This window comes from Streptomyces sp. NBC_01433, from assembly GCF_026340105.1.
GTDB lineage: Bacteria > Actinomycetota > Actinomycetes > Streptomycetales > Streptomycetaceae > Streptomyces.
Map to the genome: position 1 here is coordinate 1,460,045 of NZ_JAPEPM010000002.1, position 23,288 is coordinate 1,483,332.

The following is a 23,288-nucleotide window of genomic DNA, read 5'->3' on the forward strand; positions in this document are numbered from 1 at the left end:
ACAGCCGCCCCCGGGTCCAAGGATGTCTCCATCCCCGGACCGGGGGGCGGTGCAGTACGGCCGTTCGGGTGACACGACGGGTCGGCGGCGGGACGGCGGCGGGGCGGCAGCAGCTGGGCGGGCGGTCAGCCCGCAGGGACCACCGGGAGCTCCAGCACTCCGGTGTCCTGCGGGGCGCTCACGACGGTGACCGGCTTGATGCCCCGGTTGCCGAAGTACGCCGAGTCGCTGGCCGCGATCACGAATTCGAGCCGGTGTCCCGCCTCGTACCGGTGGACGATGCCCGGAAGCTCCACGGTGAAGGGCAGGGTGACGTCGGGCACGCGGACGGGCGAGACCAGCCGGTTCACCAGCTTCTTGCTGCCGTCGGGGGCCACGTCGTACACCTTGGCGAACAGGACGAGCTTGTCGGCGGCGTCCCCGCTGTTCTGGACGCGTTCCGTCTTCGGCGAGACGACCTTCAGGGTGGCCTTCGGGGCGCCGACGACATCGACGGGCGAGGTCAGCGGGGCGCTGGTCCAGCCGAGGTAGGTGCCCTTGGTGTCGTACGGCTTCGGGTCGGGCAGGCCGATGAGACCGGCGAGCGAACTCTCGGAGTGACTGGTCGGCACGAGCCAGTTGGTGTACTGGCGGCTGCCGCGGATCACCTTGGAGCGGTTGTCGACCAACTTGCCGTCGCCGGAGAGATACATCTTCCGCGACAGGGACGGTACGGCGGCCGCGGTGCCGTAGCCGCTCTGCCAGTCGCGGTAGTAGGCGAACGCGGGGCCGGTGTCGGTGTCCGTCTTCTTCTGGAGGTAGCGGTCGAACCAGGCGAGGACGCGCTGTCCGACGTAGCTCGTCTCCAGATTGCCCTGTCCCAGGTCGAGTTCACCGTCCGTCTGGCCGCCGCTGTGGCCCCATGCCTGCCAGATCATCTTCGCCGTGGTTCCCTGGGCCTTGAGGGTCTTGTACGTGGCGGCGGCCTCGTTCAGGTTGAACAGGCTGTCGGCCTGGCCCTGGACGATCAGGGTGGGGGCCTTGACCTGTCCGAGGTAGGAGACGGGTGAGACGCTGCGCGCGTACGCGAGCATCGCGGCGGCCTTGTCGGCGGGGTAGCGGCCGGAGTTGAGCAGCCGGATGGTCTCGCAGGCGCGGGCGGCGAAGTGCAGGCAGTCCAGGCTGCCGAACCGGGACGGGTCGAGGCTCGGGTTGAGGATGGTCTGCCCCTCCCCGATCAGGTAGAACCCGTTGGTCCACTGCCACTTGAAGACGCCGGGGGTGTCGGAGGAGACCCCGGCGCGCGCACCGGTGTTGTTGGGTGCGAGGGCGTATCCGAGGTCGTTCCAGGTGATCAGCGGGACCAGCGCGTCGACCCGGCGGTCGACGGCGGCGGTGGCCATCTGTACGGCGCCGCCGTACGAGCCGCCGATCATGCCGACGCGCGGGTCGCCCGTGCCGTCCTTGGTGATGTAGTCCGCCTCCGTGCCGTCGTCGGCGGCACGGGTCCCGGCGAGGAAGTCGACGAGCCCGCTCGCCGCCGCGCCGTCGACGGCGGGGTCGTCGAGCGTGATCAGACAGCCGGACTTGCCGAAGCCGAGGCCCGAGTAGACGAGGCCCACATAGCCGCGGGTGGCGAAGGCCTTGCCGATGGCGTCCGTCGACCCGTCCGACTTGCTGCCGCCGAAGCCGTTGGTGGCGAGGACCGCGGGGGCCGGGTGGGCGGCGTCGACCCCGGTGGGGCGGTAGAGGTCGGCATCGAGGGTGCAGGAGCGGCCACCGGCCTGAACGGTGAACTTCAGTGGGGTGACGGTGTATTGGGCGGCATCGGCCTGTGCCGGCCCGGCGAACGCGAGGGGAGCGGCGAGGGCCGCCCCCGCGACGGCGACGAGCGGCTTGCGGAACCGGGAGACAGCACCTGACACGAAGACCTCCACACCGAGGGCACCTTACCGACCGGTAAGTATTGGGCCGGGCCCATGGTGTGACAGGCGTCATAGTCGCGTCAACGCCCAAGACAGCGTTTCTTGAAAGATATTCACGTTCCGCACACATGCCGGGGCCAAGTCCGCCGCGGCCCGGATCCCCCAGCCCCACGGCCCGGATCCCGCAGCCCCTGATCCGGCCCCCGCTCCCGCGCCCCCGCGGCCTCACACCAGCGCGGGGACCTCCACCGTCAGCGTGGGGCGGCCACCGTCCGCCGGGGCGTCCAGCACCGCGGGCACGCCCAGCGGAATCGTCAGCGCCGACGGCGCGTGCCCGAAGCCCAGCTCCTCGACCACGGGTATGCCCAGGCCGCCGAGCCGGTCGGCGAGGACCGTACGCACCTGTTCATAGGGTCCGCACTCCTCCCACGATCCGCACACCACACCGGAGATGCCGTCGAGCGCCCCGGCCCGCAGCAGCCGGGTGAGGATGCCGTCGAGCCGGTACGGGCCCTCCGTGATGTCCTCGATCGCCAGCAGCCCGCCCCGGGCCGACGTCCGGGCCCCCGGGGTGCCCAGGTCGGCGGCGAGCATGCTGACGCAGCCGCCGTAACCGATGCCCCGGGCCCGGCCGGGCACCAGGGACGCCGCCGTGTCCAGGCCGAGCGTGCGCACGGTCTCGGGCGCGAACAGGGTGGCGCGCAGATGTTCCTGGGTGGGCGCGTCCTTCAGGAACACATCGGTCGCGACCATCGGACCGTGCAGCGTGGAGAACCCGGCCCGCAGCGCGAACGCCTCGTGGAGCACGGTGATGTCGCTGTAGCCGACGAACACCTTCGGCCCGGCCGCCCGGATCGCGGGCCAGTCCAGCAGATCGACCATGCGGTGGGCGCCGTAGCCGCCGCGGGCGCACAGCACGGCGTCGACGGTCGGGTCGCACCAGGCACCCTGGAGGTCGGCGGCACGGTTCTCATCCGTACCGGCGAGGAAGTCCAACTCGGGGTGGACGTCCAGGACATGAGGGGCGACGACGGGCTCCAGATCCCAGCCGCGCAGCAGATCGAGGCCCACCGCCAGCCGGTCGGCGGGCACCGGACCGCTGGGGGCCACCACCGCGACCCGCGCGCCCGGTCGCAGCCGCGCGGGCCGGGCGAGGGGTTCCAGCGGGGCACGGGAGCCGCGCGGCTTCGTGGGCCCCGTCGGTCCGAGGGTCACTTCCTCAGCTCCAGCCGCGGTACGTCGGGGCGGTCGATGCCGAACGTCTGGGCATAGAGGGAGAGTTCGGCCTCCAGCGCGCGGATCATCGTGTCCGCGCGCCGGAACCCATGGCTCTCCCCCGCGAAGGCGATGTACGCGTGCGCGACGCCGCGGCCCTCGACGGCCGCGAGGAACCGCTCGCACTGGGCGGGCGGACAGATCACGTCGTCGAGCCCCTGGAGCAGCAGGAACGGCGTGGTGAGGCGGTCGGTGCGGTGCATCGGCGAACGCTCGCGGTAGCGCTCGGGCACCTCGGCGAACGGTCCGACGAGTGACTCCAGATACCGCGACTCGAAGTCATGGGTCTCGTCGGTGGCCCAGCCCGCGAGGTCGAGGATGGGGTAGCTGATCGTTCCGCAGGCGTAGAGGCCGGTGGATGTCAGCGAGGCGGCGGTGGTCCAGCCGCCCGCGCTGCCTCCCCGGATCGCGAGGCGGTCCCGGTCGGCCGAGCCCTCGGCGGCCAGCGCCTCGGCGACGGCGGCACAGTCCTCCACGTCGACGACGCCCCACTGGCCGCGCAGCCGTTCGCGGTAGCGGCGGCCGTAGCCGGTGGAGCCGCCGTAGTTGACCTCGGCGACACCGATGCCGCGCGAGGTGAAGTAGGCGATCTCCAGGTCGAGGACGAGCGGGGCGTGGCCGGTCGGGCCGCCGTGCGCCCAGACCACGTACGGCGGAAGTTCCCCCTCGGGCCCGCTGCGGTCGGGGCTGTGCGGCGCGTAGATGTGGGCGTGGATCTCGCGGCCGTCGGGACCGGTGAAGGTGCGGTCGCGGGGTTCGGGGTAGTACGCGGGATCGACCGCGTCGCGGTGGGGTGCGCCGATGGCCAGGGTGCGTCCGGTCACGGTGTCCAGCTCCACCACCTCGGCACCGCTGCGCGGGCTCGCGGCGACGCCGATGACTCTGCTGCCGCGCACGGCGAGCGTGCCGGCCCAGGCGGTCCAGGGTCCCGCCACGTCGGCGAGTTCCCCGGTCTCCGGGTCGAGCACGCCGAGCCGGGTGGTGCCCCTGCCGTGGATGACGGCGATCAGTCCGTTGTCCAGCGGCCGGAACCAACGCAGCCCGATCTTCCACAGCGCTCCGCCGAACTCCTCGCCCCGGCCGGGGCAGAGCCGGCTGGCGGGGACGGCTCCGCCCACCGGGGCGTCGGGCCGGATGCGCTGGAGCTCCCACCAGTCACCGAGGTCCGAGACGAACAGCAGCGTGCCGTCCCGGTCCCACTCGATCTGGCAGACGGACTCGTCGATATCGCCGACGAGCGGGCGTACGCCGGTGAAGGTGCCCTCCTCGGTGACCTCGGCCAGCATCACCACCGTGCCGTCCCAGGGCATCCGCGGGTGGTCCCAGGCGATCCAGGCGGCCCGCCGCCCGTCGTGCGAGAGCCGCGGCCCCGTGACGAACCGGTGCCGGTCGTCGGAGAGTTCCCGTACGGCGCTGCGGTCGTCGGCCGCCGAGCCGTCCAGCGGCACGGCGGCGACGACCCGGCGCACATCGGTCGGTGCCTCGCCGGTGAACTCCTCCAGGACACACCAGACTTCGCCCTGAGCCCCCAGATCGAGATGCAGCTCCGGGTCCACCCAGCGCAGTCCGCCGCCGATGTCCGACACAGGAGTGAGCGGCCAGGGTTCGTCGGGGCCGTCGGGGGCGTAGGCGTACAGCCGCTGGTCGGTGAAGTGGACGAAGACGACGAGCGGGCCGCCCGCGGTGCGCTCGGCCCCGGCCCAGGGCTGCCCGCCGTACTCGATGACCCGGCTGCGGGCGTTCCACGGTGCGGGCAGCACGGCTGCGGTGGTGCCGTCCGCGCGCCGGCGCACCAGCGCCCGGCGGCCGTCCTCGGCCGGGCGCGGCTCGGTCCACCACACCTCCTCGCCGACGGTGCCGACGTGGTCCGGGCGTCCGTCGTGCGAGGCGGCGAGCGCCGCGTCGATCGGCGACGGCCAGGTCCCGTACGGCGCTGTGGAAACGTTCGGCGCTGTGGACAGGTTCGGCGTTGCGGACACGTTTGGTGCTGTGGACAGGTTCGGCGTTGCGGACACGTTCGGCTCTGTGGTCACGATGGACTGTCCCCCCGGTACAGGTCAGGCGGTGCGCAGATAGTGGTCGAGGACGCGGACGCCGAAGTGCAGGGCGTCGACGGGTACGCGCTCGTCGACACCGTGGAAGAGCGCCTGGTAGTCGAAGCCGACGGGCAGCTTCAGCGGCGAGAAGCCGTATGCGGTGATGCCGAGGCGGGAGAACTGCTTGGCGTCCGTGCCGCCCGACATGCAGTACGGGACGGCGTGCCCGTCCGGGTCGAAGTGTTCGACGGCGGCGCGCAGTTTGGCGTACGTGGGTGAGTCGACGGGTGCCTGGAGGGCGACCTCACGGTGGTGGAACTCCCACTGGACGGCGGGTCCGGTGAGCCGGTCCATCGTCTCGCGGAACTCGTCCTCGCCGCCCGGCAGCATGCGGCCGTCGATGAAGGCGGTGGCCCTGCCGGGGATCACGTTGACCTTGTATCCGGCGTCCAGCATCGTCGGGTTGCTGCTGTTGCGGACGACCGGTTCGAGGAGGGAGGCGACCGGGCCCAGCTTGCCCAGCAGCTCGTCCACGTCGAAGCCGGGAGCGTCGACATCGACGTCGATGCCGTGCAGTGCGGCGATCTCGGTGAGCGCGGCCCGGACCGTCGGGGTGATCCGTACCGGCCACTCGTGCTCCCCGATCCGGGCGACGGCGGCGGCGAGCGCGCTCACCGCGTTGGCCCGGTTGACCTTGGAACCGTGGCCCGCCGTGCCCTCGGCGGTCAGCTTCAGCCAGCCGGTGCCGCGCTCGCCCGCGGCGATCGGGTACAGCGACAGCCCCTCCCCGGCGTGGAAGGTGAAGGCACCGGATTCGCTGATGCCCTCCGTACACCCCTCGAAGAGCCCGGGGTGGTGGTCGGCGAGGAAACCGGAACCGTCGTCGGCGCTGGCCTCCTCGTCCGCGGTGTACGCGATGACGATGTCGCGGCGGGGGCGCACACCGGCGCGTGCCCAGCCGCGGACGACGGCGAGCACCATCGCGTCCATGTTCTTCATGTCGACGGCGCCGCGCCCCCACACCACCCCGTCGCGGACCTCGCCGGAGAAGGGGTGCACGGTCCAGTCGGCGGCTTCGGCGGGCACTACGTCGAGGTGCCCGTGCACGAGGAGCGCGTCGGCGGACGGGTCGGTGCCCTCGATCCGGGCGACCACGTTGGTCCGTCCGGCGGTGCGCTCCAGCAGGGTGGGTTCCAGGCCGGTGGCCGCCAGGCGCTCGGCGACGTACTCGGCCGCCGGCCTCTCCCGGCAGTCGCCGCCGCCGTGGTTGGTGGTGTCGATCCGGATGAGTTCGGAAGTGAACGTCACCACTTCGTCGAGTGCCCGCTCGTCCACCTGTCCGAGCGGGTCGGGCGCCTCAGCCATATTGTTCCTCCACGGCGGACGACACGATGGTGGTCACCGCCTTGAACGTGCGAATACCTTCGTACATCGTCGCGCTGCTGTACGCGACGCGCCTCTCGCCGCTCGGCGCCACGCCGGGGACCACGGTCGCCGCCGCGGCCAGATGCTCGGCGTCGAACTCCAGCTCCACCGTGAAGGAGCCGCCCGTCACCGGGGTGTGCCGCACGGCGAGTGCCGCCGCGTCCCTGGCCGCGGCCCTGATGTCGGCGGCGGTACGGGCCGGCGTGCGGCACACCGCGGCGTACCGCGAGACGTAGTCCTTGACGGCGACCTTGCGGGCCTCGGGGGCGTATCCCTCGGCGTCCGCACAGGTGAGGTCGTCGCCGGTGACGAGAACGACCGGGACGCCGTACTCGGCGGCGACATGCGCGTTGAGCAGGCCCTCACTGGCGCGGACGCCGTTCAGCCAGACCCCGGTGATGGAGTTGGCCAGATAGGTGTGGGCGAGCACGCCTTCCGTACCCGCTCCCGTGTGATAGCCGACGAAGGCGATGGCGTCGACGTCGCCGTGCTGGATGCCCTCCACCATGGAGAGGGACTTGTGCTTGCCGGTGAGCATCTGGACCCGGTCGTCGAGGCGCTCCAGCAGGAGGTTGCGCATGGACCAGTGCGCCTCGTTGATCAGCACGTCGTCGGCGCCGCCGTCGTAGAACCCGAGGGCCGCGGCGTTCACGTCGGAGGTGAACATCGAGCGGCAGCGCTCCCACTGCGGAGTGCCGGGCAGCACATCGGCCGGCCAGGTCACTCCGGTGGCGCCCTCCATGTCGGCACTGATGAGGATCTTCACGCCCCACCGTCCCGTAGCAGGTCATGGGCGGGCGATTCGGCGGTGACGGTGGTCGGCCGGCCATCACTCCAGCGAGCCGCGTCGTCGGTCCGCGGCACAGCGCAACAGATCTTCACGCTGGCTCACGCTACGCGACGGCGATGGGACGAGCCAGAGCCGGGCGGACGTTCGACGGCCCGAGGGGAACCCCGAGGCCGGTCCGGTTCACCGCTCGGCGGCGCGGAGTCTGTCGTCGAGCCCACGCAGCACCGCGACGTCGATCTCCGTACCGGCCGCGGGGGTGCGTGCGGTGTCCTGCCATTCGTGCCAGAAGACGGCGGCGTTCGCGGAGACGAGGCATCTCCCAGGTCCAGAGATCCGTCGTGCGAGGGTGACGGCCGGGGCCCCGCGCTCTAGGCGCTCAGCCCCGGCCCGTGCCCGTGCCCGTGAGCAGTTCCTCGATCCTGGCGAGTTCCTCGTCGGTGAAGTCCAGGTCGCGGACGGTCTCCACGTTGTTCTCCAGCTGGGCGACGCTGCTCGCGCCGACCACGGCGGAGGTGACCCGGCCGCCGCGCAGCACCCAGGCCAGTGCCAGCTGGGCGAGTGACTGGCCGCGCTCCTTCGCCACGGTGTCGAGCGCGCGCAGCCGGTCCACCAGCTCGGGGGTGACGGCGTCCGGGGTCAGGAAGGGGCTGTCGCCCGCGGCCCGGGAACCGGCCGGGATGCCGTTCAGATAGCGGTCGGTGAGGATGCCCTGCTCCAGCGGGGAGTAGGCGATGGAGCCGGTGCCCAGTTCGTCGAGCGCGCTGAGCAGCCCTTCCTCGGGGCGGCGGTCGAGCATCGAGTAGCGGGGCTGGTGGATGAGCAGGGGTGTGCCGAGGTCCTTGAGAATCGCGGCGGCCTCGCGGGTCTGCTCGGCGGAGTAGTTGGAGAGGCCGACGTAGAGGGCCTTGCCCTGGCGTACGGCGGTGTCGAGCGCACCCATCGTCTCTTCGAGCGGGGTCTCGGGGTCGAAGCGGTGGGAGTAGAAGATGTCGACGTACTCCAGACCGAGCCGCCGCAGGCTCTGGTCCAGCGAGGAGCGCAGGTACTTCCGGGAGCCCCACTCGCCGTACGGGCCGTCCCACATGTCGTAGCCCGCCTTGGTGGAGACGACGATCTCGTCCCGGAGCCGGGCGAAGTCCGTCTTCAGCGCGCGGCCGAAGGTGACCTCGGCGGAGCCGGGCGGCGGGCCGTAGTTGTTGGCGAGGTCGAAGTGGGTGATGCCCAGGTCGAAGGCCCTGCGCAGGATGCGGCCCTGCTCCTCGGGGCTCCGGTCGCCTCCGAAGTTGTGCCAGAGGCCGAGCGACAGCGCGGGGAGCAGCAGCCCGCTCCGGCCGGTGCGCCGGTAGGGCATGGCGGTGTAACGGTCGGCGGACGGGAGGTACATGTGTGCTCCGCGGGAGAGGTCCGAGGGAGCGCTCCGGGCTCGGTGCGCAGGGTCCAGGCTGACGGAGAACGATCCAGCAGTCCAACCGGAGATTCCGCTGGGATTCATCGTCTACCTTTCTCAATCATGGAACTGCGTCAGCTGGAGCACTTCGTCGCCGTCGCCGAGGAGCAGCACTTCACCCGCGCCGCCGAGCGCCTCTCCGTCTCGCAGTCGGGTCTCTCGGCGTCCGTCCGGGCGCTGGAGCGGGAGCTGCGCACCCCGCTGTTCAGCCGGACCACGCGCTCGGTGCGCCTCACCGAGGCGGGACGTGCCCTGCTGGTGGAGGCGGAGCGCACGCTGGCGGGGGCGCGGGCGGCACGGGACGCGGTCGATGCCGTACGGGGGCTGCTGCGCGGCACCCTGACGGTGGGGGTCGAGCAGTGTGTGGCGGGAGTCAGTCCGGCACGGCTGCTCGCGGCCTTCCACCGTGACCATCCGCACATGGAGCTACGGCTCCGGCAGGAGGGCACCACGAGCCTGCTGGACGGGGTGGCCGAGGGCCGGCTCGACATCGCGTTCGCCGCCACCGTCAGTCCGCTGGAGTGGCGCGGCGAGCTGATCCCGCTGGCCCGGGAGCCCATGGTCGTCCTGTGCGCTCCCGGTCACCGGTTCGCCGGGCGGCCCGTGGTGGCGTGGGACGAACTGCGCGGTGAGTCCTTCATCGACTTCCACCCGGACTGGGGGCCGCGGCGCGCGGCGGACGAGGCGTTCGCCTGCGCGCGGGTGCGCCGGAGCGTGGCCCTGGAGGTGAACGACGTGCACAGCCTGCTGGAGCTGGTGCACGAGGGGCTGGGCATCGCGGTGGTGCCGCACCACTTCACGCGCAAGCCCGAGGCCCGGGGCCTGGTCACGGGGGAGCTCGAAGGCCCGGACGCGCCGGTGTACGAGAGCGTGGTGGTGCTTCCGGCGGCGCGGGGACTGAGCCCGGGTGCGCGGGCGCTGACGCATCTGGTGCGGGAGGACGCCCTGCGCTGAGCGTCACCCCGTCCGGCCCACCACCAGCCAGTTCGAGGGAAGCGCGATACGGATGCCGTCGGCCACGTACTCCGTGGTCAGCAGCGGCAGTTCGCCCTGGGCGAGTACGGAGAGCCCGGCCGCGCGGATGAACTGGGGCAGCGCCGCGTCCCGGACCGTGCCGGTGGCGATGCCGTGGGTGAGGACCGGGCGGAGCTTCGGGGGCGGTCCGGCCGGTCTCCGTGCCAGCACCGACAGCTCGGCGCCCGCCGCCTCGGCCGGTTCCACGACGAAGGCCCTGCCCCGCTCCCCCACCAGGGTCGCGATGGAGTCGATCAGCGGTTGCCGGTCGGCCGGATCGCACTGGTGGAGCACGCCGCGCATATAGACGTGGGTGTCGCCCAGTTCGCCGTGGAGGCGGCGCACCGCGCCCGGGTCCGCCGCGTCGATCTCGCGGAACGGCACCGCCCCGAGCGGGTCGCGGCGGCGGGCGTGGGCCAGCGCCGCCGCGGAGAGGTCGACGCCGGTGACCCGGGGCAGCCGTTCGGCGAGGAAGAACGTCTGTGTGCCGTTGCCGCAGCCGAGGTCGACCAGGGGAAGGTCCGCCGCCATCAGGTGGGGCTCGAAGAGCGCGAGGTGCAGCCCCGAGGTGAGGGCGGGTTCGGCGTCCCAGAAGACCGCGCCGGGGTCGTCGGGAGCTTCGCTCCAGAAGCTCTCCCAGGCACGCTTGTACTGACTCGTCACGCTCATGACCCGCTCCCCAGGGCGATCCGCACAACCTGTCATGACTTTTTGTCAGGGACGGTCTATCGCGCTCCGGTTGCAGCGACAAGCGACCGGCGCATTCTTTCACCGCGCGTTCGATCCGTAGGCGCCCCCCGTGCGCCGTGCACGCCCCCGCTCACGCTGCCATGACCGACCGTGCGCACGGCATGACGAACCCCGCGCACGGCGGAGTGGCGACCGTGCGCGGGGTGCCGGGACAAGTCCCGGAGATCAGTCCTCGTGTCCGAACCGGAGCTCAGTCCTCGTGTCCGAGCTGAAGGTCGCGCTCGGTGCGCCCACCGCCCGCGACCTGGAGCACGGTCGCCACCGGCGGATAGCCCGCGGCGATCACGGTGTACTCGCCGGACGACAGGTCGACGAACCGGAACGCCCCGTCCGGCCCGGTGGTGAGGGTGTCCACCACATTGCCCGCCGCGTCGAGCAGGGTGACCCGGGCGTCCTCGACGGGCCGCCCGCCGCTCGCCCGGACGACCCCGCGCAGGACGGCGCCGCCGGCCAGTTCGATGTCCTGGCGGGTCTCCCTGGCGGCCTGCACACTGACCGGCAGCGCGGCGGGCCGGAAGGCCGGAGCGCTGGCGGCGAGGGTGTACTCACCGGCCACCAGCTCGGTGATCACATAGCCGCCCTCACGGCCGGTACGGGTGGTCGACACGACTTCGCCGCGTACATCGGTGAGGGTCACCGCGGCGTCCCGGACCGGGACCCCGTCGGCCGTGACGACCGTACCGGCGAGCCGTCCCGCGCCGCCGAGCACCACATCGAGTTCGACGGGCCGCTCGCCCACTGTGACGCTGACGGCCTGCGGCTGGTGCCCGCCCGCGGCCGCGATCAGTACATAGGAACCGGCGCCGGGGACGCTCAGCGCGTACCGCCCGTCGTCGCCGCTCGCGCCGCGCCCGACCTGCTGCCCCTGGACATCGATGAGGGTGAGTGCCGCCCGGGGGACCTTCGTACCGTCCGGGTGCTGGACGCTCCCGCAGACAGGTACGCCGGACGGGTAACCGACGGGCGGGGAAACGGAGTTGGTGCGCGCGGTGGGGATCGGCGAGGGCTCGGTGGCCGTTTCGGGGCTGTGGTGGGACACCAGCGGTTTCTCCTTGAGGAAGAAGGCGAGGAACAGGCCGAGCACGAGCACCGGCACGAGGTAGAGGAAGATGCGCGGCATCGCGTCGGCGTACGCCTGGATATAGGCGTCACGCAGTGCGGGCTCCATCGCGTGGACGAGCTGCGGGGTGATCGACGCGGGATCGGGGAGGTCGGCGCCGGACGGTAGGTGTACGGCGAGGGCGTCGGCGAGCCGCCCCGCGAAAAGGGTGCCGAAGACGGCGGCGCCGACGCTGCCGCCGATCTGCCGGAAGTAGTTGTTGGCACTGGTGGCGGTGCCGAGGTCGGCGGGCCGTACGGAGTTCTGCACGGCGAGCACGAGGACGGACATGACCAGGCCGATCCCGATGCCGAGGACGGCCTGCGCGAAGCTGTACTCCAGCCGGGAGGTGCCGGTCTCCAGCCGGGAGAGCAGCCACATGCCGACGGCGGACACGGCGCAGCCGACGAGTGGGTAGATCCGGTAGCGGCCGGTCCTGGAGATCAGCTGTCCGGAGACGACGGAGGCCACGACGATGCCGCCCATCATCGGCAGCATCAGGAGCCCCGACCCGGTGGCACTGGCCCCGTCGACCATCTGGAGGTACGTCGGCAGATAGCTGGCGGCACCGAAGAGCGCGACACCGACGACGGCGCCCACGAGCGAGGTGACGTTGAAGATCGAGTCGCGGAACAGCCGGAGCGGGATGACGGGCTCGGCGGCGCGGTGCTCGACGGCGATGAAGAGCAGGGTCGTTCCGACCGCGCCCGCGGCGAGGCCCAGGATGGTGCGCGAGCCCCAGGCGTACTCGGTCCCGCCCCAGCTGGTGAGCAGCACCAGGAAGGTGGAGGCGGCGGCCAGGAGCAGCCCGCCGAGCACATCGAGCCGGGGGCGGACAGTGGGCTTGGGAAGTTTCAGTACGACGGCGATGACGGCGAGGGTGACCAGGCCGAAGGGCACGTTGATGTAGAAGCACCAGCGCCAGGAGGCGTGGTCGGTGAAGAAGCCGCCGAGCAGCGGGCCCGCGACGGACGCGAGGCCGAAGACGGCACCGATGAGGCCCATGTAGCGGCCTCGTTCCCGGGGCGGGACGATGTCCGCGATGATCGCCTGGACGCCGATCATGAGCCCGCCGCCCCCGATGCCCTGGACGGCCCGGAAGGCGATCAGCTCGTCCATGGTGCGCGACCAGCCGGCGAGCGCGGAGCCGATGACGAAGACGATGATGGCGAACTGGAAGACGCCCTTGCGGCCGAAGAGATCGCCGAGCTTTCCGTAGATCGGGAGGCCGATGGTGGAGGCGAGCAGATAGGCGGTGACCGCCCACGACATCTTCTCCAGGCCGTGCAGCTCACCGACGATCTTCGGCAGGGCGGTGGCGACGATCATCTGGTCGAGCGCCGCGAGCAGCAGGGTGAGCATCAACCCGAGGAAGACCATCCGGACCCGGCGCGGGCTGATCCCGTCGGGCGGGGCGGCCGCCGCGGCGCCGGGGCCGGGAGTCGTCGGTGGTGGCGGCGGTGCGAGCACGGTCGTGGTGTCGGCGCCCCCTGCCGTGTCGCCCGGCTCGTCCTTCACCAGCGTGATCCCACCCACCACGTAACGCTCCCCTAGTCGCCTCTGCGCCGCCCATTTCTCGCATCGCGCGGCGAGGCAGGGCAAACGCGAACCGGGGCGCGTACGGCGCGGGCAAAGGGCTTATGCGCCGGTCGGAGCCGCTACGGCGCACAACCGGCCACCCCGGAAAAACCACCCGTTCCGGTGAGGCCGGCCGTCAAGCGGGCGGCCGGGCCGAACGTGGTGTCGGCCGGGCCGCGTTCGGTCTACTTCTCGACCGCGGTGGCGAGGTTCTGGAGCAGTTCGTCGTAGATGCGGCCGAGGCCCTTGGGCGCGAAGGTCTTCTCGAAGAAGCCGCCGATGCCGCCCGCGCCGTTCCAGACGGTCGAGACGACGGCCTTGGACTTGCCGTCACCGGCCGGGGTCACGGTCCAGGTGGTGACCATGGAGGAGTTGCGGTCCTTCTCGACGAGCTGCCCGTCGGTCGGCTCGGAGACCTCCAGCAGGCAGTCGCGGACCCGCTTGCTGGTGGCCTGGAGCTTCCAGTGGACGAGGGTGCCCTCGCCGTCACCGCCCTCGCGCACCTCGTACTCACTGAAGTGTCCGGTCAGCACCTTGCCCCGGACCTCCTGGTAGTCCGCCAGCGCGTCGAACACCGTCTCCGCGTCCGCCGCGATGATCCGCTCTGTCGTGGCCTCGACCTGCGCCATGGCTGTTCCTCCAGCACTCGGTTGTTCGGGGGGGTGAGCTGAGCCAACCACCTCGGGTACGGCCCCTCAAAATCGGGGTCCCCGGGCCGCCTCGCACGATCAAGGGAACAAGTGTTCTATTCTGTGCCCAGTTCTACCGAGGAGGCGTCCATGCGCTGGGACAATCTGGTCGAGAACGGCACAATGACCGGGAACAGCGCGCTCTTCGCCGCCGACGCGGTGACCACGCGCACGTTCGACACCCCCGAATTCCGGGGGATCACCTTCCATGAGATCCGGGCCCGTTCGATCGTGAACCGGGTGCCGGGGGCATCCCGGATGCCGTTCGAATGGACCGTGAATCCGTACCGGGGCTGCTCCCACGCCTGTGTGTACTGCTTCGCCCGCAAGACCCACAGCTATCTGGATCTCGACACCGGACTCGGCTTCGACTCCCAGATCGTCGTCAAGATCAACGCGGCGGAGCTGGTACGGCGGCAGCTCGCCTCCCGCCGCTGGCGGGGCGACCACATCGCGATGGGCACGAACGTCGACTGCTACCAGCGCGCCGAGGGCCGCTACCGGCTGATGCCCGGCATCATCGAGGCCCTGCGCGATCGCGCGAACCCGTTCTCGATCCTGACGAAGGGCACGCTGATCCTGCGGGATCTGGAGCTGCTGCGACAGGCCGCCGAGGTCACCGAGATCGGAGTGTCCGTCTCCGTCGGCTTCACCGACCGCGAGCTGTGGCGCACGGTCGAACCCGGCACACCCTCCCCGGAGCGGCGCCTCGACGTGGTGCGCACCCTCACCGACAACGGCATCGGCTGCGCGGTCCTGATGGCCCCCGTCATCCCGTTCCTCGGCGACCGTCCCGACCAGCTGCGCGACACGGTCCGCGCGATCGCCGCCGCCGGGGCGACCTCGGTGACCCCGCTCGTGCTCCATCTGCGGCCCGGCGCCCGGGAGTGGTTCATGCAGTGGCTCGCCCGCCACCATCCGCACCTCGTGCCGCGCTACGAGCGGATGTACGCGGACGGGTCGTACGCGCCGACGTGGTACCAGCGCCGGATCACCCGCCAGGTCCACGAGCTGGCCACCGAGTTCGGGATCGGGCCCCCCGACTGGGGCGCGGCCCGCCGGGTCGACGCGTCCGGCACACCCGGGCAGGCCGACCCGGCGCCCGGACCGACCCAGCTGACCCTGCTGTGACCTCCGACCCTCCTGTGACAGCGACCTCCGACCCTCCGGTGACGGCGCGGGCGCGTCACGGCGTCGGCGTGACCAATCGGGTCAACTCTCGACAGAACGTGTCCGCTTCCGCCTGAATTCGGGGACCATGCGGCGGGGGCTGTGCCACCCACAGCCGCGTTCCCTCCACCACGGGAGGCCGTATGACGAATCGTGCAGGAATTCTGGTCGCCGTCGGCGCGGCGGTCGCGGGGCTGGTGAGCGCCGCGCCGGCCCCGGCGACCGCCGACACGGGCGCGCCACGCGCGCCGCAGCTCAAGTGGACCGACTGCGCGACGGAGGACTATCCGACGCTCCAGTGCGCGACGGTCCGCTCCCCGCTGGACCATGACCACCCGTCGGGCCGCCAGGTGACGCTCGCCCTGTCCCGGATCCCGCACACCGCGAAGACCTCGCAGGGCCCGCTGCTGGTCAACCCGGGCGGTCCCGGCGGCAGCGGACTCTCGATGGCCGGTTTCGTGGCCTCCGCACTGCCCTCGAAGGTCGCCGCGACGTACGACGTGATCGGGTTCGATCCGCGCGGGGTGGGGAAGAGCCGCCCGGCACTGAACTGCGTACCGAAGTACTTCGATCCGGTGCGCCCCGACTCGGTGCCGACGTCGTACCGGGACGAGCGGGTCAAGCGGGACCGGGCCGCGTCCTTCGCCGCGGCGTGCGGGGAGAAGCACGGCGACCTGCTGCCGTACATGGACACCGTCAGCGCCGCCAAGGACCTCGATGTGATCCGCCGGGCGCTCGGCTCGCGGCAGATCAACTACTTCGGCTACTCGTACGGCACCTACCTCGGCGCGGTCTACGCGAAGCTGTACCCCGAGCGGGTGCGACGCCTGGTGCTCGACTCGATCGTCGACCCGGACGGGGTCTGGTACGACGACAACCTCAGCCAGGACTACGCGTTCGACGCCCGTCACCAGGCGTTCACCGCCTGGGTCGCGAAGAACGACGCCACGTACGGACTCGGCAGCGACCCGGCGCGCGTCGAAGCCGCCTGGTACGCGATTCGCGCCGCGGTCAAGGAGCACCCCGCGGGCGGCAAGGTCGGTCCGGGCGAGCTGGAGGACACCTTCATGCCCGGCGGGTACTACAACGGCTACTGGCCCTATCTGGCCGAGGCGTTCGCCGCGTTTGTGAACGAGGGCGACCAGGACGCACTGGTCGAGAGCTACGAGAACTTCGGCGCGGTCGGCGCCGGCGGCGAGAACGGCTACTCGGTCTACACGGCCGTCCAGTGCCGCGACGCCGCATGGCCGCGGGACTGGAACACCTGGCGCGACGACACCCGCGCGGTGAACGCCAAGGCGCCCTTCATCGCGTGGAACAACACCTGGTACAACGCCCCGTGCGCGTCCTGGCCGGTGGAACCGCTCAATCCGGTACGCGTGACCAACCATGAGCTCCCGCCGGCGCTGCTCTTCCAGGCCACCGACGACGCGGCCACGCCCTACGAGGGCGGTGTCACCATGCACCGCAAGCTCAAGGGCTCCAGCCTGGTCGTGGAGCAGGGCGGCGGCAACCACGGGATCACCCTGAGCGGCAGCAACTGCCTGGACGCGTATCTGGCGGACTACCTCGCCACCGGCACGGTCCCGCGCGGCGACGGCAGCCGCGCCGAGGCGGACGCGGTCTGCCGCGCCCTGCCCGACCCGAAGCCGCTGCCCGCCGAGAAGGCGGCCGTGCTGAGCGCGAACGACAGCAAGGGCAGCCGGCTCCACGGTCTGCTGGGCTTCCGCGGCTGACCGTGCGGCCGGGGCGTACGCCGGGATGGTCCACGATGACGCACCGGACCGGACCGGCGTGCACCCCCGAGGTACGCCGGATCAGCCGGCCGGAAGCCTGCTGAGGGCTTCGGCCGCCGCGTCGGCGAGGCGCGGGTGGGGCAGCGCCGCCCGCAGGACCGGGCGGGCCCGGTCGTCGCCCAGCCGCCCCAGCCCCTCCACGCAGGCGAGGGCCACCCGCCAGTGCGGCTCCCGCGGGGCGAGCAGCCGCTCCAGCGTGCCGACGAGGGCGGGGACCGACTCGGGTGCGCGCAGCGCGGTGAGCAGCCGCACCGGGTGCAGGGCGTAGGCCGTGCGCAGGGTGTTGGTGGCGAGCGCGGCCGCCGCCCGGGGCGTACGGGGATCGCCCAGGCGCTCCAGGGCGTGGGCCGCGGACACACAGCGTTCGGGGTCGCGGTGGTTGAGCAGCAGCACCAGCGCCTCGAAGGCCCGCCGGTCACCCCCGCAGCCGAGCCGGAAGGCGGCGATCTCGCGCGCCCACAGCGGGCGTCCCGGTTCGACGAGGACCCGGGCCAGCTCCTCGTCGTCGTCGGTGGCGACGAGCCGGTCGTACGCCGCCGACCCGTCGGCCTCGTCCCGCAACCGGTCCATGAGCGACCGGAACTCCTCATCCATAACGCTCAGCGTATCGGCGGACACGCACCGTATAAACCCCGGCGGCGTACACCCCGGGGCGTGCGGTGTGGTCCAGCGCACACCGGCGCAGGGCTGGCGCGCTCGTTACTCGCCGGTTAATCTCATGTGAGCGGGACACACCCCCGCAGGCTCCGGTGGCCTGGTGACGCAGCCATCCGGAGTGCTTGTCGGTTCGGCGGCTTTGTGAGACGTGACTCCGGGACAGAGTCCGTCGCCCCTTCCCGGTCCGGGCGCCCTTCGAGTGTCCGGGCCCTGTGCACCACGACACGCGCCTTCCGCACGCCGTACGCCGGTCGGTCATTCCTGGCGCGTCGTGCTCCTCACAGTCGTCACTCACCCTGGAGTCCCGTGATGGACACCCCGCTCAGCACCATTGCCGTCGTCGGCCTCGGCACCATGGGCACCGGCATCGCCGAGGTCCTGGCCCGTGCGGGCCGCGAGGTCATCGGTATCGACACCGACGAGGCGGCCGCCCGCCGGGCCGTCGCCTCCCTCGAAGCCTCCACCGCCCGCGCCGTGCGGCGCGAGCGGATCACCGAGCGGGAGCGGGGCGACATCCTCGCCCGGTTCCGCACCTTCTCCGACCTCGGGGCCGCCGCGGAGGCGGAGCTGGTCATCGAGGTCGTGCCGGAGACGTACGAGCTCAAGCAGCAGGTGTTCCGGGATCTCGACGCGGTCGTCTCCCCCACCGCGATCCTGGCCACGGGCACCAACGCCCTGTCGGTGACCCGGCTGGCCGCCGAGTCGCGGCACCCCGAGCGGGTGCTCGGCCTGCACTTCTTCAACCCGGCGCCCGCGATGAAGCTGGTCGAGGTCGTGTCCTCGGTGCTGACCGCGCCGCCCGCCGTCGAGACCGTCACCCGGCTGGCCCGCGAGCTGGGCAAGGAGCCGGTCGCGGTCGGCGACCGGCCGGGATTCGTCGCGGACGGCCTGCTGTTCGGCTACCTCAACCAGGCCGCCGCGATGTACGAGGCGAACTACGCCTCCCGTGAGGACATCGACGCGGCGATGAAGCTGGGCTGCGGGCTGCCGATGGGCCCCCTCGCCCTGCTCGACCTGATCGGCATCGACACCGCCCGTACGGTCCTGGAGGCCATGTACTGCGCCTCGCACGACCGGCTGCACGCCCCGGCGCCGGTCCTGGGTCAGCTCAGTCAGGCGGGCCTGACCGGCCGCAAGGCGGGCCGCGGCTTCTACACGTACGAGGCCCCGGGCGGCCAGGCCGTGGTGCCGGACGCGCTGACGCCGGCGGCCGGCGCGGGAGGCGTCGCCGGGCGCCCGGTGCGTTCGGTGGGGGTCGCGGGCTCCGGGACGATGGCTTCGGGCATCGCCGAGGTCTTCGCCAAGGCCGGTTACGACGTGGTGCTGGCGGCGCGCGGCCAGGAGAAGGCCGACACGGCGAAGGGCCGGATCGCCACGTCGCTGGAGCGCTCGGTCACCAAGGGGCGGCTGACCGCCGGGGCGCGGGACGAGACGCTGGCCCGGATCACCGCGGCCGGTTCGCTGGACGCGTTCGCGGACGTGGACCTCGCGGTCGAGGCGGTCGCCGAGGATCTGGAGGTCAAGCGGCAGCTCTTCGCGACCCTGGACAAGGTGTGCAGGCCGGGCGCGGTCCTGGCCACGACGACCTCGTCGCTGCCCGTCGTCGCGATCGCCCGCGCGACCGCGCGGCCCGAGGACGTCGTCGGGATGCACTTCTTCAACCCGGCGCCCGCGATGAAGCTCGTCGAGGTGGTCCGTACGGTGCTGACCGCCGACGAGGTGCACGCCACGGTCCGCGAGGTGTGCGCGAAGGTGCGCAAGCACCCGGTGGACTGCGGGGACCGGGCCGGATTCATCGTGAACGCGCTGCTGTTCCCGTATCTCAACAACGCGATCAAGATGGTCGAGGAGCACTACGCGACGCTCGACGACATCGATGCCGCCATGAAGCTGGGCGGCGGTTACCCGATGGGCCCCTTCGAACTGCTGGACGTCGTCGGCCTCGATGTCTCGCTCGCCATCGAGAAGGTCCTGCACAGCGAGTTCCGTGACCCGGGCCTGGCCCCGGCGCCGCTGCTGGAGCATCTGGTCGCCGCGGGCTGCCTGGGCCGCAAGACGGGGCGCGGCTTCCGCGAATATGCCCGTCGCTGAGCCGGGAGCCGGGTGGGGCGGGCTGCTGGGGCCTTCGGGCGGCCCGCCCCCGCAGGCGCGCTCTCCTGCACGGATGCAGTACGTTCACACCATGTCCCAGCCCGCCAAGTCACCCCGTGCCTCCGCCGCGCCCGACGCCCCGGAAAGTGCCGCAGGCACGCGCGCCGCCGCCCAACGGCTCAAAATGCGCCGTGAACTGGCCGCCGCGGCGATGGAGCTCTTCGCCACGAAGGGGTACGAGGCGACGACCGTCGACGAGATCGCGGGCGCCGCGGGGGTCGCACGGCGGACCTTCTTCCGGCACTTCCGTTCCAAGGAAGAGGCGATCTTCCCCGACCACGACGACACCCTCGTCAGGGCCGAGGCCGTCCTCAACGCGGCACCCGCGCACGAGCACCCGCTCGACACCGTGTGCCGCGGCATCAAGGAAGTCATGAAGATGTACGCGGCCAAGCCCGCCGTCTCCGTGGCCCGTTACAAACTGACCCGTGAGGTCCCCACCCTGCGGGAGGCCGAGATCGCGTCGGTGGCCCGCTACGAGCGACTGTTCACCCGCTATCTGCTGGGCCACTTCGACGAGCGCGACCATCACGTGGGCAATGACGACCCGCTGCGGGCCGAGGTGGCCGCGTCCGCCGTGGTCACCGCGCACAACCACGTGCTGCGCCGCTGGCTGCGGGCGGGCGGCCAGGGCGATGTGGAGGCCCAGCTCGACCACGCCTTCTCGATCGTCCGCGAGACGTTCGGGGCGGGCATCGGAGCCGGGCGGATCGCCGGGACCGAGCCCGCGAAGGTACCCGCCGCGACGGTGGCGGCCGAGGGCGAGGTGCTGGTCGCCGTGGCGCGGACCGACGCACCGCTCGACGAGGTCATGCGCACGATCCAGCAGGCGCTCAGCAAGGAACGCTGAGCCGCCGTCCGGCGCCGCGGCTCCGGACGGCCGGTGCCCGTGCCCACCGGTCGACGGCAGCGCGCCCAACGCCCGCCGAAACCTGATTGCCGGGTCCGGCCCCCGGTGCTGAGCTGGGCGGATGGATCATGACCGCACCACCCTGCTGGCCCTGTTCGACCGCGAGATGCGGGAGCACGCCCGCCCCGACGGCCCCGGTGTACGGGTCGAACGCGACGGCCCCCTCGTCCGCCAGGTCGGTGCCGCGGACGACTGGAACGGTGTCGTCTGGTCCGCCCGGGAGCTGGACGCCGCGGAGGCGGACGCGGCCGTCGCCGCGCAGGTGGCGTACTACACGGGGCTCGGTCACGACGAGTTCGAGTGGAAGCTGTACGCGCACGACCGGCCCGCCGATCTGGGCCGGCGGCTGCGGGCGGCCGGTTTCGTCGCGGAGCCGCCGGAGACCGTGCTGGTCGCGCCGGTCGAGTCGCCGCCCACCGCCGTCGAGCTGCCCGAGGGCATCTCGCTGCGTACGGTGACCGACGCCGCGGATGCGGAGCTGATGGCCCAGGCCCATGAGCGGGCGTTCGGCACGGACTGTCCGGGGCTGCGGCATCAGGTGGCGGCCCGGCTGGCACAGGACCCGGACGGCTTCGTCGGGGTGCTGGCCAAGGCGGGCGACGAGCCGGTGAGCTCGGCCCGGATGGAGCTGTACCCCGGCACGGGCTTCGCGGGGCTCTGGGGCGGTGGGACGGCCGCCCCGTGGCGCGGCAGGGGCATCTACCGGGCCCTGGTCGCCTTCCGTACGCGTATCGCCGCCGAGCGCGGCTACCGCTACCTCCAGGTCGACGCGACGAACCAGTCCGCCCCGATCCTGCGCCGCCTCGGCTTCATCGCGCTCGGCACCACGACGCCGTACGTGTATCGCGCGGCGCCGTAACCACCCGGCAGCAGGACAGAACGGCCCGGAACACCCATCGTATTGCTCATGCGTGCCCATGAGATGACAAGTGAGAGAAATTGTTGGCACTCGGTGCCTTGTCAGGTGTCACGGAGTGCCATACGTTGAAGGTGTCCGGGCGGCCGGCGTGCTGGGACCTCACGTACGCCGGCTGTCCCCGCCAACCATGTGTCGGCGCGCCCGGACGCCTGCGTCACAGGCACCCTTCCGCTCCACAGAGCAAGCCGAAGCACCACCCGCCGAACCGACGGCAGCACCTCCACACCGCACCGCTCCCCTGCCCGCAGGGACCTCTCAAGCGTTCCCTCGACGCCAGCTTTGCCGGAGGCAACACCGTGAAGGAAATCCTGGACGCGATCCAATCGCAGGACAGCACCGCCGCGGACTTCGCGGCCCTGTCCATCCCCGAGTCGTACCGCGCGGTGACCGTGCACAAGGACGAGACGGACATGTTCGCCGGGCTCGCCACCCGCGACAAGGACCCCCGTAAGTCGCTGCACCTGGACGAGGTCCCGGTGCCCGAACTGGGCCCCGGCGAGGCGCTGGTCGCCGTCATGGCCAGCTCGGTGAACTACAACTCCGTCTGGACCTCCATCTTCGAGCCGATGTCCACCTTCGGCTTCCTGGAGCGGTACGGAAAGCTCAGCGAGCTCACCAAGCGCCATGACCTCCCGTACCACGTCATCGGCTCCGACCTGGCGGGCGTCGTCCTGCGCACCGGCCCCGGCGTCAACGTCTGGAAGCCGGGCGACGAGGTCGTCGCGCACTGCCTCTCCGTCGAGCTGGAGTCCTCGGACGGCCACAACGACACGATGCTCGACCCCGAGCAGCGCATCTGGGGCTTCGAGACCAACTTCGGCGGGCTCGCGGAGATCGCCCTCGTCAAGTCCAACCAGCTGATGCCCAAGCCGCGGCACCTCAGTTGGGAGGAGGCCGCGGCTCCCGGCCTGGTCAACTCCACCGCGTACCGCCAGCTCGTCTCGCGCAACGGCGCGGGCATGAAGCAGGGCGACAACGTGCTGATCTGGGGTGCCAGCGGCGGCCTCGGCTCCTACGCGACGCAGTTCGCGCTGGCCGGCGGCGCCAACCCGGTCTGTGTCGTCTCCAGCGACCAGAAGGCGGACATCTGCCGGCGGATGGGCGCGACCGCGATCATCGACCGCAGTGCCGAGGACTACAGGTTCTGGAAGGACGAGCACCACCAGGACCCGCGTGAGTGGAAGCGGTTCGGCAAGCGCATCCGCGAGCTGACCGGCGGCGAGGACGTGGACATCGTCTTCGAGCACCCGGGCCGCGAGACGTTCGGCGCCTCGGTCTACGTGACCCGCAAGGGCGGCACGATCGTCACCTGCGCCTCGACCTCGGGCTACAACCACGAGTACGACAACCGCTATCTGTGGATGTCGCTGAAGAGGATCGTGGGCTCGCACTTCGCCAACTACCGCGAGGCGTGGGAGGCCAACCGGCTGGTCGCCAAGGGAAAGATCCATCCCACGCTCTCCAAGGTCTACACCCTGGAGCAGACCGGCCAGGCCGCCCACGACGTCCACCGCAATCTCCACCAGGGCAAGGTCGGCGTCCTCGCGCTGGCACCCCGCGAGGGTCTGGGCGTGCGGGACGAGGAGCTGCGCGAGCGGCACATCGACGCCATCAACCTGTTCCGGGACGCTCCTACGGAGCGGACCGTCCGATCCAGCCGGAACGTCTGAGGTTCTCC

At 71.7% G+C, this 23,288-nt stretch carries 17 protein-coding genes; 7 read left to right on the forward strand and 10 right to left on the reverse strand.

The annotated features are described in order from the left end of the window. Positions 1-125 precede the first annotated feature (125 nt). The 6 genes from OG413_RS33970 to OG413_RS33995 form a co-directional block, all read right to left on the reverse strand. Positions 126-1,916 (reverse strand): CocE/NonD family hydrolase, encoded by a 1,791-nt coding sequence (locus tag OG413_RS33970; protein WP_266812276.1) that lies wholly within the window; start codon positions 1,914-1,916, stop codon positions 126-128. Between the two features lie 213 nt (positions 1,917-2,129). Then, on the reverse strand, positions 2,130-3,068 hold the full coding sequence (locus OG413_RS33975; RefSeq protein ID WP_266813252.1) for an LD-carboxypeptidase: 939 nt from the start codon (positions 3,066-3,068) through the stop codon (positions 2,130-2,132). A gap of 47 nt (positions 3,069-3,115) precedes the next feature. Then, complete coding sequence (locus OG413_RS33980; protein WP_266813253.1) at positions 3,116-5,140, reverse strand: prolyl oligopeptidase family serine peptidase; 2,025 nt, start codon at positions 5,138-5,140, stop codon at positions 3,116-3,118. 96 nt (positions 5,141-5,236) lie between these two features. Next, complete coding sequence (locus OG413_RS33985; protein ID WP_266812278.1) at positions 5,237-6,580, reverse strand: M20/M25/M40 family metallo-hydrolase; 1,344 nt, start codon at positions 6,578-6,580, stop codon at positions 5,237-5,239. Continuing rightward, positions 6,573-7,406 carry a M55 family metallopeptidase gene (locus OG413_RS33990; RefSeq protein WP_266812280.1) on the reverse strand — a complete coding sequence of 278 codons (834 nt, stop codon included), beginning with the start codon at positions 7,404-7,406 and terminating at the stop codon, positions 6,573-6,575. Before OG413_RS33990 ends, OG413_RS33985 begins: the two co-directional genes overlap by 8 nt. A gap of 400 nt (positions 7,407-7,806) precedes the next feature. Beyond that, positions 7,807-8,814 (reverse strand): aldo/keto reductase, encoded by a 1,008-nt coding sequence (locus tag OG413_RS33995; RefSeq protein WP_266812281.1) that lies wholly within the window; start codon positions 8,812-8,814, stop codon positions 7,807-7,809. Between the two features lie 126 nt (positions 8,815-8,940). On the opposite strand from OG413_RS33995, the gene OG413_RS34000 reads away from it, so the two are divergent. Beyond that, positions 8,941-9,831: a LysR family transcriptional regulator gene (locus OG413_RS34000; RefSeq protein WP_073722799.1), complete on the forward strand. Its 891-nt coding sequence runs from the start codon at positions 8,941-8,943 to the stop codon at positions 9,829-9,831. A gap of 3 nt (positions 9,832-9,834) precedes the next feature. Here the strand turns inward: OG413_RS34000 and OG413_RS34005 are convergent, their stop codons facing one another. The 3 genes from OG413_RS34005 to OG413_RS34015 form a co-directional block, all read right to left on the reverse strand. Beyond that, on the reverse strand, positions 9,835-10,560 hold the full coding sequence (locus OG413_RS34005; protein WP_266812284.1) for a class I SAM-dependent methyltransferase: 726 nt from the start codon (positions 10,558-10,560) through the stop codon (positions 9,835-9,837). A gap of 271 nt (positions 10,561-10,831) precedes the next feature. Further along, positions 10,832-13,279 (reverse strand): MFS transporter, encoded by a 2,448-nt coding sequence (locus OG413_RS34010; protein ID WP_266812286.1) that lies wholly within the window; start codon positions 13,277-13,279, stop codon positions 10,832-10,834. A gap of 224 nt (positions 13,280-13,503) precedes the next feature. After that, on the reverse strand, positions 13,504-13,947 hold the full coding sequence (locus OG413_RS34015) for an SRPBCC family protein (protein ID WP_266812287.1): 444 nt from the start codon (positions 13,945-13,947) through the stop codon (positions 13,504-13,506). A 150-nt stretch (positions 13,948-14,097) separates the two neighbouring features. On the opposite strand from OG413_RS34015, the gene OG413_RS34020 reads away from it, so the two are divergent. Together OG413_RS34020 and OG413_RS34025 are read left to right on the forward strand one after the other, a co-directional pair. Further along, on the forward strand, positions 14,098-15,138 hold the full coding sequence (locus OG413_RS34020) for an Rv2578c family radical SAM protein (RefSeq protein ID WP_266812288.1): 1,041 nt from the start codon (positions 14,098-14,100) through the stop codon (positions 15,136-15,138). A 182-nt stretch (positions 15,139-15,320) separates the two neighbouring features. Further along, on the forward strand, positions 15,321-16,913 hold the full coding sequence (locus OG413_RS34025) for an alpha/beta hydrolase (RefSeq protein WP_266812289.1): 1,593 nt from the start codon (positions 15,321-15,323) through the stop codon (positions 16,911-16,913). Positions 16,914-16,994: 81 nt separating this feature from the next. Here OG413_RS34025 and OG413_RS34030 read toward each other — a convergent pair whose 3' ends face one another. Then, complete coding sequence (locus tag OG413_RS34030) at positions 16,995-17,567, reverse strand: adenylosuccinate lyase (RefSeq protein ID WP_266812291.1); 573 nt, start codon at positions 17,565-17,567, stop codon at positions 16,995-16,997. A gap of 372 nt (positions 17,568-17,939) precedes the next feature. On the opposite strand from OG413_RS34030, the gene OG413_RS34035 reads away from it, so the two are divergent. The 4 genes from OG413_RS34035 (at position 17,940) to ccrA (ending at position 23,280) form a co-directional block, all read left to right on the forward strand. Next, positions 17,940-19,721, forward strand: coding sequence for a 3-hydroxyacyl-CoA dehydrogenase family protein (locus OG413_RS34035; RefSeq protein ID WP_266812293.1), 1,782 nt, complete (start codon positions 17,940-17,942; stop codon positions 19,719-19,721). A 91-nt stretch (positions 19,722-19,812) separates the two neighbouring features. Next, entirely contained in the window at positions 19,813-20,631 is an 819-nt protein-coding gene (locus tag OG413_RS34040; protein ID WP_266812295.1) for a TetR family transcriptional regulator, read from the forward strand. Between the two features lie 121 nt (positions 20,632-20,752). Beyond that, a complete protein-coding gene (locus OG413_RS34045; RefSeq protein WP_266812296.1) occupies positions 20,753-21,550 on the forward strand; it encodes a GNAT family N-acetyltransferase in 798 nt (265 codons plus the stop codon). A gap of 356 nt (positions 21,551-21,906) precedes the next feature. Further along, entirely contained in the window at positions 21,907-23,280 is a 1,374-nt protein-coding gene (gene ccrA, locus OG413_RS34050; protein WP_266812298.1) for a crotonyl-CoA carboxylase/reductase, read from the forward strand. Positions 23,281-23,288: the final 8 nt, after the last annotated feature.

What these genes read in the sequence shown, in the direction of transcription:
- OG413_RS33985 (WP_266812278.1), bottom strand. Translation starts at nt 6,580, where the DNA reads ATGGCTGAGGCGCCCGACCCGCTCGGACAGGTGGACGAGCGGGCACTC.
- OG413_RS33995 (WP_266812281.1), bottom strand. Translation starts at nt 8,814, where the DNA reads ATGTACCTCCCGTCCGCCGACCGTTACACCGCCATGCCCTACCGGCGC.
- OG413_RS34000 (WP_073722799.1), top strand. Translation starts at nt 8,941, where the DNA reads ATGGAACTGCGTCAGCTGGAGCACTTCGTCGCCGTCGCCGAGGAGCAG.
- OG413_RS34005 (WP_266812284.1), bottom strand. Translation starts at nt 10,560, where the DNA reads ATGAGCGTGACGAGTCAGTACAAGCGTGCCTGGGAGAGCTTCTGGAGC.
- OG413_RS34015 (WP_266812287.1), bottom strand. Translation starts at nt 13,947, where the DNA reads ATGGCGCAGGTCGAGGCCACGACAGAGCGGATCATCGCGGCGGACGCG.
- OG413_RS34020 (WP_266812288.1), top strand. Translation starts at nt 14,098, where the DNA reads ATGCGCTGGGACAATCTGGTCGAGAACGGCACAATGACCGGGAACAGC.
- OG413_RS34025 (WP_266812289.1), top strand. Translation starts at nt 15,321, where the DNA reads ATGACGAATCGTGCAGGAATTCTGGTCGCCGTCGGCGCGGCGGTCGCG.
- OG413_RS34030 (WP_266812291.1), bottom strand. Translation starts at nt 17,567, where the DNA reads ATGGATGAGGAGTTCCGGTCGCTCATGGACCGGTTGCGGGACGAGGCC.
- OG413_RS34035 (WP_266812293.1), top strand. Translation starts at nt 17,940, where the DNA reads ATGGACACCCCGCTCAGCACCATTGCCGTCGTCGGCCTCGGCACCATG.
- OG413_RS34040 (WP_266812295.1), top strand. Translation starts at nt 19,813, where the DNA reads ATGTCCCAGCCCGCCAAGTCACCCCGTGCCTCCGCCGCGCCCGACGCC.
- OG413_RS34045 (WP_266812296.1), top strand. Translation starts at nt 20,753, where the DNA reads ATGGATCATGACCGCACCACCCTGCTGGCCCTGTTCGACCGCGAGATG.